Source organism: Pseudomonas sp. SF2, assembly GCF_036858055.1.
In the GTDB taxonomy this organism is placed as follows: Bacteria; Pseudomonadota; Gammaproteobacteria; order Pseudomonadales; family Pseudomonadaceae; genus Aquipseudomonas.
In genome coordinates this window covers 50,391-56,976 of record NZ_JAMBDI010000049.1, presented here as the reverse complement: position 1 = coordinate 56,976, position 6,586 = coordinate 50,391, and the positions used below count along the sequence as shown (strand labels likewise).

The window sequence follows — 6,586 nt, the reverse complement described above, 5'->3', positions numbered from 1 at the left end:
GCCTACCGGCCTCCCCGCTTCATGCTTCATCCCTTACAAACTAGGGAACGCAAACTGCGAAGCCTCATGGCTGGCCCGCTGCGGCCAGCGCTGGGTGATAGCCTTGCGACGGGTATAGAAACGCACCCCGTCCGGGCCATAGGCATGCAGGTCACCGAACAGCGAGCGCTTCCAGCCACCAAAGCTGTGGTAGGCCACCGGCACCGGCAGCGGTACGTTCACACCGACCATGCCCACTTCGATCTCATCGCAGAACAGGCGCGCCGCTTCACCGTCACGGGTGAAGATGCAGGTGCCATTGCCATACTCGTGATCGTTGATCAGCTGCATGGCCTGCTCCAGGCTGTTCACACGCACTACGCACAGCACCGGGCCGAAGATCTCTTCCTTATAGATGCGCATCTCCGGGGTCACCTTGTCGAACAGGGTGCCACCGACGAAGTAGCCATCCTCATTACCGGCCACACGGAAGCCACGGCCATCCACCACCAGCTTGGCGCCAGCAGCAACACCGTCATCAATATAGCCCACCACCTTGTCACGGGCAGCAGCCGTCACCAGCGGGCCCATGTCCAGGCCGCACGAGGTGCCGGCACCAATCTTCAGTGCCTTGATCTGTGGTTCCAGCTTGGCAATCAGGGCGTCGGCCACCTGGTCACCCACGCACACCGCCACCGAAATGGCCATGCAACGCTCGCCGCACGAACCGTAGGCCGCACCCATCAGTGCGCTCACGGCGTTGTCCAGGTCGGCATCCGGCATCAGCACCGCGTGGTTCTTCGCACCACCCAGGGCTTGTACGCGCTTGCCGCGCTTGGTGCCTTCGGCGTAGATGTACTCGGCGATCGGCGTCGAACCGACGAAGCTCAGGGCCTTCACTTCCGGCGCTTCGATCAGCGCATCCACCGCTTCCTTGTCGCCGTGCACCACGTTGAGGATGCCCTTCGGCAGGCCGGCTTCCAGCAGCAGCTGGGCGATGAACAGGGTCGAGCTCGGGTCGCGCTCGGAAGGCTTGAGGATGAAGGCGTTACCGCAGGCGATGGCCAGTGGGTACATCCACAGTGGCACCATGGCCGGGAAGTTGAACGGGGTGATACCGGCAACCACGCCCAGCGGCTGGAAGTCGGACCAGGCATCGATGTTCGGGCCGACGTTGCGGCTGTACTCGCCTTTCAGCACTTCCGGCGCTGCGCAGGCGAATTCGACGTTCTCGATGCCACGCTTCAGTTCGCCGGCGGCATCCTCGAGGGTCTTGCCGTGCTCTTCGCTGATCATCTGCGCGATACGCGCTTCGTTCTGCTCCAGCAGTTGCTTGAAGCGGAACATCACCTGGGCGCGCTTGGCCGGTGGGGTGTTGCGCCAGGCCGGGAAAGCCGCCTTGGCCGAGTCGATAGCCTCCTGCACGGTCGCGCGGCTGGCCAGTTCGACCTTGCGCACGGCCTGGCCGGTGGACGGGTTGAAGACATCGGCGGTGCGCTCACCCTTGGTAACCAGTTCGCCGTGGATCAGGTGCTGAACAATGCTCATGCAAAACTCCAGATAGAGAAGGTAGAGGCAGGCGCGCGATGTGTTCACGCGCCTGGCATCAGAATCAGAACGATCAGTCGATCAGGTTCAGGGTTTCGCCCACAGCGTCGAACAGGCGGTCCAGCTCCTGCGGCGTGGTGTTGAAGGTTGGGCCGAACTGCAGGGTGTCGCCACCGAAGCGTACATAGAAGCCTGCCTTCCACAGTTTCATCGCCGCTTCGTATGGACGCACGATGGCATCACCGTCGCGGGCAGCGATCTGGATCGCGCCGGCCAGGCCGTAGTTGCGGATATCGACGATGTTCTTGGTGCCCTTCACGCCATGCAGCAGCTTCTCGAAGTGCGGCGCCAGCTCGGCGGCGGCCTGCACCAGGTTTTCCTTCTGCAGCAGGTCCAGCGCGGCGATACCGGCGGCACAGGCTACCGGGTGGGCCGAGTAGGTGTAGCCGTGCGGGAATTCCACGGCGTACTCCGGGGTCGGCTGGTTCATGAAGGTCTGGTAGATCTCGCTGCTGGCGATCACCGCACCCATCGGGATGGCGCCGTTGGTGACCTGCTTGGCGATGCACATCAGGTCCGGGGTCACGCCGAAGGCTTCAGAACCGGTCATCGCGCCCATGCGGCCAAAGCCGGTGATCACTTCGTCGAAAATCAGCAGGATGTTGTGCTGGGTGCAGATTTCACGCAGGCGCTTCAGGTAACCCTTCGGCGGCGGCAGTACGCCAGCCGAACCCGCCAGCGGCTCGACGATCACGGCAGCGATGTTGGAGGCGTCGTGCAGCTCGATCAGCTTGAGCATTTCGTCAGCCAGGGCGATACCGCCCTCTTCCGGCATGCCTTTGGAGAAGGCGTTCACCGGCAGCACGGTGTGAGGCAGGTGGTCGACATCCAGCAGCTGACCGAACAGCTTGCGGTTACCGTTGACGCCACCCAGGCTGGTGCCGGCGATGTTCACACCGTGGTAGCCACGGGCACGGCCGATGATCTTGGTCTTGGTCGCCTGGCCTTTCAGGCGCCAATAGGCACGCACCATCTTCAGCGCGGTGTCGGCACACTCGGAACCGGAGTTGGTATAGAACACATGGTTCAGGTCGCCCGGGGTCAGCTCGGTGATTTTCTCGGCCAGCTGGAACGACAGCGGGTGGCCGAACTGGAAGGCCGGGGAGTAGTCCAGGGTGCCGATCTGCCGAGCCACCGCCTCGGTGATTTCCTTGCGGGTGTGCCCGGCGCCGCAGGTCCACAAGCCCGACAGGGCATCGAAGATCTTGCGCCCCTGGTCGTCGAACAGGTAGTTGCCTTCGGCGGCCACGATCAGGCGTGGGTCGCGCTGGAAGTTGCGGTTGGCGGTGTAAGGCATCCAGTGGGCGTCCAGCTTCAGCTGGCTGGCGATACCGGCGGAGGCGGTTTCGGGCATGTTCATCGGCGGTTCCTCGGAAGACGATCAGGCAACGATGGATGTTGTTGCAGCTAACTTGGCACGGCGATAAAGTCTGAAAAAGCCAACATTTCTAATCTTCAGACAGGCCCTGACTAAACTAATGAGCCGACGCCCCGATCCACTCGCCCAAGTCAGCGATTTCGACATACGTCTGCTGAAGATCTACCGCAGTGTCGTCGAGTGCGGCGGCTTCTCGGCCGCCGAAAACGTGCTGGGCATCGGCCGTTCGGCCATCAGCCAACAGATGAACGACCTCGAGCAACGCCTCGGTCTGCGCCTGTGCCAACGCGGCCGTGCCGGGTTCTCACTGACAGAGGAAGGCCGCGAGGTCTACCATTCGGCCCTGCAACTGCTCAGCGCCCTGGAAAGCTTCCGCACCGAAGTCAACGGCCTGCACCAGCATTTGCGGGGCGAGCTGAACATCGGCCTGACCGACAACCTGGTGACCCTGCCACACATGCGCATCACCCATGCCTTGGCCGAGCTCAAGGACCGCGGCCCCGACGTGCGCATCCAGATCCGCATGATCGCCCCCAGCCAGGTCGAGCACGGCGTGCTCGACGGCAGCCTGCACGTCGGCGTGGTGCCGCAGACCAGCCCGCTGTCGGGCCTCGAGTACCAGCCGTTGTACAGCGAGCGCTCACTGCTGTACTGCGCGGTCGGCCACCCGCTGTTCTATGCCGATGACCAGCAGATCGACGACGACCGCCTCAACAGCCAGGAAGCCATCACCCCCACCTTCCGCCTGCCGGCCGAAATCCAGGCGCATTACCAGGCGCTGAACTGCACGGCCAGTGCTTCGGACCGTGAAGGCATGGCGTTTCTCATCCTTACCGGGCGCTACATCGGCTACCTGCCGGACCACTACGCCACGTTCTGGGTGCAGCAAGGCCGCTTGCGCGCCCTCAAGCCCCAACAACGCTTCTATGACCTGAGCCTCAGCTGGGTAACGCGCAAAGGCCGACGGCCTAACCTGGTGCTGGAAAGCTTCCTCGAAAGCCTGGCTGCGACACGCTGATGCCAGTCTGTGCCGCAAACGCTTGTCACTTCGGCACAGGCAGGTAATCTTGTCCGACAGCCGCAGCCACTGACCCGTACGGAATCGTCCATGACCCTAGAAGTCCCTGCGCATCGCCTCTCCGCCTCGGGCAAGCCCGCGGGCCGCATCCGCCAGAAGAACGAACAGGCCATTATCCAGGCCGCCGAAGACGAGTTTGCCCGCCATGGTTTCAAGGGCACCAGCATGAACACCATCGCCCTCAAGGCGGGGTTGCCCAAAGCCAACCTGCATTACTACTTCACCAACAAGCTGGGCCTGTACATTGCCGTGCTCAGCAACATCATCGAGTTGTGGGACAGCACCTTCAACGCCTTGAGCGTCGAGGATGACCCGGGCGAAGCCCTGAGCCAGTACATTCGCACCAAGATGGAGTTCTCCCGGCGCAACCCGCAAGCCTCGCGGATTTTCGCCATGGAAGTGATCAGCGGCGGCACCTGCCTTACGGAATATTTCAGTGCCGACTACCGCGAATGGTTCCGGGGCCGGGCCGCGGTGTTCCAGGCCTGGATCGAAGCCGGCAAGATGGACCCGGTCGATCCGGTGCACCTGATCTTCCTGCTGTGGGGCAGCACCCAGCACTACGCCGACTTCGCCACCCAGATCTGCCAGGTTACCGGCCGCAGCCGCCTGACCAAGCAGGACATGGAAGACGCGAGCAACAACCTTATCCACATCATCCTGAAAGGCTGCGGCATCAAGCCGGCTGCCTGACCGTCATTTATGCCTTCTACCCTGCTCGACCTCTGCGAATACCGCGAGGAAATCCGCAAAAGCCGCTTCATCACCCTCGCCGGGCCGATCAGCAGTGCCGCCGAAGCGATGAGTTTCATCGAACGCCATAGCGACCTGGCCGCGACCCACAACTGCTGGGCCTGGAAGCTCGGCGCCCAGTACCGCAGCAGCGATGACGGCGAACCTGGCGGTACCGCGGGGCGGCCAATCCTCGCGGCCATCGAAGCGCAGGACTGCGACCAGGTGGTGGTGCTGGTAATCCGCTGGTACGGCGGCATCCAGCTGGGTACCGGTGGCCTGGCCAGGGCCTACGGCGGCGGCGCCAACAAGTGCCTGCAACAGGCACCCAAGCGGCTGCTGGTGCAGCGCAGCGAATTCACCTGCAGTTGCAGTTTCAGCGAACTGGCGCTGGTGAAGTTGCGCCTGGCGGAGGTTGACGGCCTGGTCCTGGATGAGCAGTTCACCGCCAATGGCGTGGACCTGCTGATTGCACTCGGTGACGTCCACCTGGCCCCACTGCAGCAGCAGTTGGCCGACTTGAGCCGCGGACGCATTCTGCTCGAAGCACGCTGAACATTGCCCACAACAACTGTGGGCCGGCCTGTGGATAAGCTTGGGGCATTCGCTTGCAGGTCAATGTTTTCAAGGCCTACAGAGCTTTGATCATATTTTGATCACCGTTTGATGACAGCGGCAAACTGCTGAAAGCCCAGAAGTTATCCCCAGCACGAGGCCAGAGGCGCCAGCCTGCAGCCTCTCGGTTTGCACACAATAACTGTGGAACAGCCTGTGGATAACCCGTGCGCCAACAGGCGAAGTGCCCGCCCAGACAAGGGCGCGGCGCGACTGGTCGTTTTTTAGCCAGCTCGCACGCCGAATTACCCACAGGAGAACGCGATCCTTTGTGGGAGCGGCCTTGCGTCGCGATAGGGCCGCAAAGCGGCCCCGGCAATTCATGGGGTGTTGCTGAAATCCTGGTGCTGCTTCGCAGCCCATCGCGACACAAGGCCGCTCCCACAGGTACTGCACCGCTTTTGAATGAAGGGCCGCAAATTGGCCCCAGTGCATTATCCTCAATACCTTTCCCTGCAAACTGATCACGGAGTGCGTACACATGGCTAACGCAAAAACTGCACTTATCATCGGCGCCTCGCGCGGGCTGGGCCTGGGCCTGGTGCAGCGCCTGCACGAAGACGGCTGGAACATCACCGCCACCGTGCGCAACCCGCAGCAGCCCGGCGCCCTGGCCGATGTACCTGGCGTGCGCATCGAGCAGCTGGAAATGAACGATACGGCTCAACTCGATGGCCTGAAGCAACGCCTGCAAGGTCAAGTGTTCGACCTGGTATTCGTCAACGCCGGCGTCATGGGCCCCCTGCCGCAAGACCTGGAGGCGGTGCAGAACAAGGACATCGGCGACCTGTTCATGACCAACGCCGTGGCACCCATCCGCGTGGCCCGCCGCCTGGTCGGCCAGGTACGCGAAGGCAGCGGCGTGCTGGCCTTCATGAGCTCAATCCTGGGCAGCGTGACCATCCCCGACGGCGGCGAAGTCTGCCTGTACAAGGCCAGCAAGGCGGCCCTGAACTCGATGATCAACAGCTTCGTCGTCGAGCAACAACGCCCCGACCTGTGCGTGCTGGCCATGCACCCGGGCTGGGTGAAAACCGACATGGGCGGCGAAAACGCCGAGATCGATGTGCTGACCAGCACCCGCGGCATGCTCGAACAGATCAAGGCACAAAGCGGCAACGGCGGCCTGCGCTTCATCAACTACAAGGGCGAACCCTTGGTCTGGTGATTCACCGGGTCACAGCCTGGCCGGGCGC

At 62.8% G+C, this 6,586-nt stretch carries 6 protein-coding genes; 4 read left to right on the top strand and 2 right to left on the bottom strand.

Annotated features, from left to right (window positions below; translation table 11 throughout):
• Nucleotides 1-33: 33 nt before the first annotated feature.
• Nucleotides 34-1,527 carry a CoA-acylating methylmalonate-semialdehyde dehydrogenase gene (locus tag M2S36_RS22815; RefSeq protein ID WP_085626064.1) on the bottom strand — a complete coding sequence of 498 codons (1,494 nt, stop codon included), beginning with the start codon at nucleotides 1,525-1,527 and terminating at the stop codon, nucleotides 34-36.
• Nucleotides 1,528-1,600: 73 nt separating this feature from the next.
• Nucleotides 1,601-2,947, bottom strand: a complete 1,347-nt coding sequence (locus M2S36_RS22810) for an aspartate aminotransferase family protein (RefSeq protein ID WP_207838117.1) — start codon at nucleotides 2,945-2,947, stop codon at nucleotides 1,601-1,603.
• A 118-nt stretch (nucleotides 2,948-3,065) separates the two neighbouring features.
• Here M2S36_RS22810 and M2S36_RS22805 point away from each other — a divergent pair, with 118 nt between their 5' ends.
• The 4 genes from M2S36_RS22805 (at nucleotide 3,066) to M2S36_RS22790 (ending at nucleotide 6,558) form a co-directional block, all read left to right on the top strand.
• Nucleotides 3,066-3,983: a LysR family transcriptional regulator gene (locus M2S36_RS22805; RefSeq protein ID WP_046616867.1), complete on the top strand. Its 918-nt coding sequence runs from the start codon at nucleotides 3,066-3,068 to the stop codon at nucleotides 3,981-3,983.
• Between the two features lie 90 nt (nucleotides 3,984-4,073).
• A complete protein-coding gene (locus tag M2S36_RS22800; protein ID WP_012270360.1) occupies nucleotides 4,074-4,736 on the top strand; it encodes a TetR/AcrR family transcriptional regulator in 663 nt (220 codons plus the stop codon).
• 9 nt (nucleotides 4,737-4,745) lie between these two features.
• The gene (locus M2S36_RS22795) at nucleotides 4,746-5,330 is read left to right on the top strand and encodes an IMPACT family protein (protein ID WP_207838114.1); all 585 of its coding nucleotides are present in this window, start codon (nucleotides 4,746-4,748) and stop codon (nucleotides 5,328-5,330) included.
• A gap of 541 nt (nucleotides 5,331-5,871) precedes the next feature.
• A complete protein-coding gene (locus M2S36_RS22790; protein WP_207838112.1) occupies nucleotides 5,872-6,558 on the top strand; it encodes an SDR family oxidoreductase in 687 nt (228 codons plus the stop codon).
• Nucleotides 6,559-6,586: the final 28 nt, after the last annotated feature.

What these genes read in the sequence shown, in the direction of transcription:
- M2S36_RS22815 (WP_085626064.1), bottom strand. Translation starts at nt 1,527, where the DNA reads ATGAGCATTGTTCAGCACCTGATCCACGGCGAACTGGTTACCAAGGGT.
- M2S36_RS22810 (WP_207838117.1), bottom strand. Translation starts at nt 2,947, where the DNA reads ATGAACATGCCCGAAACCGCCTCCGCCGGTATCGCCAGCCAGCTGAAG.
- M2S36_RS22805 (WP_046616867.1), top strand. Translation starts at nt 3,066, where the DNA reads ATGAGCCGACGCCCCGATCCACTCGCCCAAGTCAGCGATTTCGACATA.
- M2S36_RS22800 (WP_012270360.1), top strand. Translation starts at nt 4,074, where the DNA reads ATGACCCTAGAAGTCCCTGCGCATCGCCTCTCCGCCTCGGGCAAGCCC.
- M2S36_RS22795 (WP_207838114.1), top strand. Translation starts at nt 4,746, where the DNA reads ATGCCTTCTACCCTGCTCGACCTCTGCGAATACCGCGAGGAAATCCGC.
- M2S36_RS22790 (WP_207838112.1), top strand. Translation starts at nt 5,872, where the DNA reads ATGGCTAACGCAAAAACTGCACTTATCATCGGCGCCTCGCGCGGGCTG.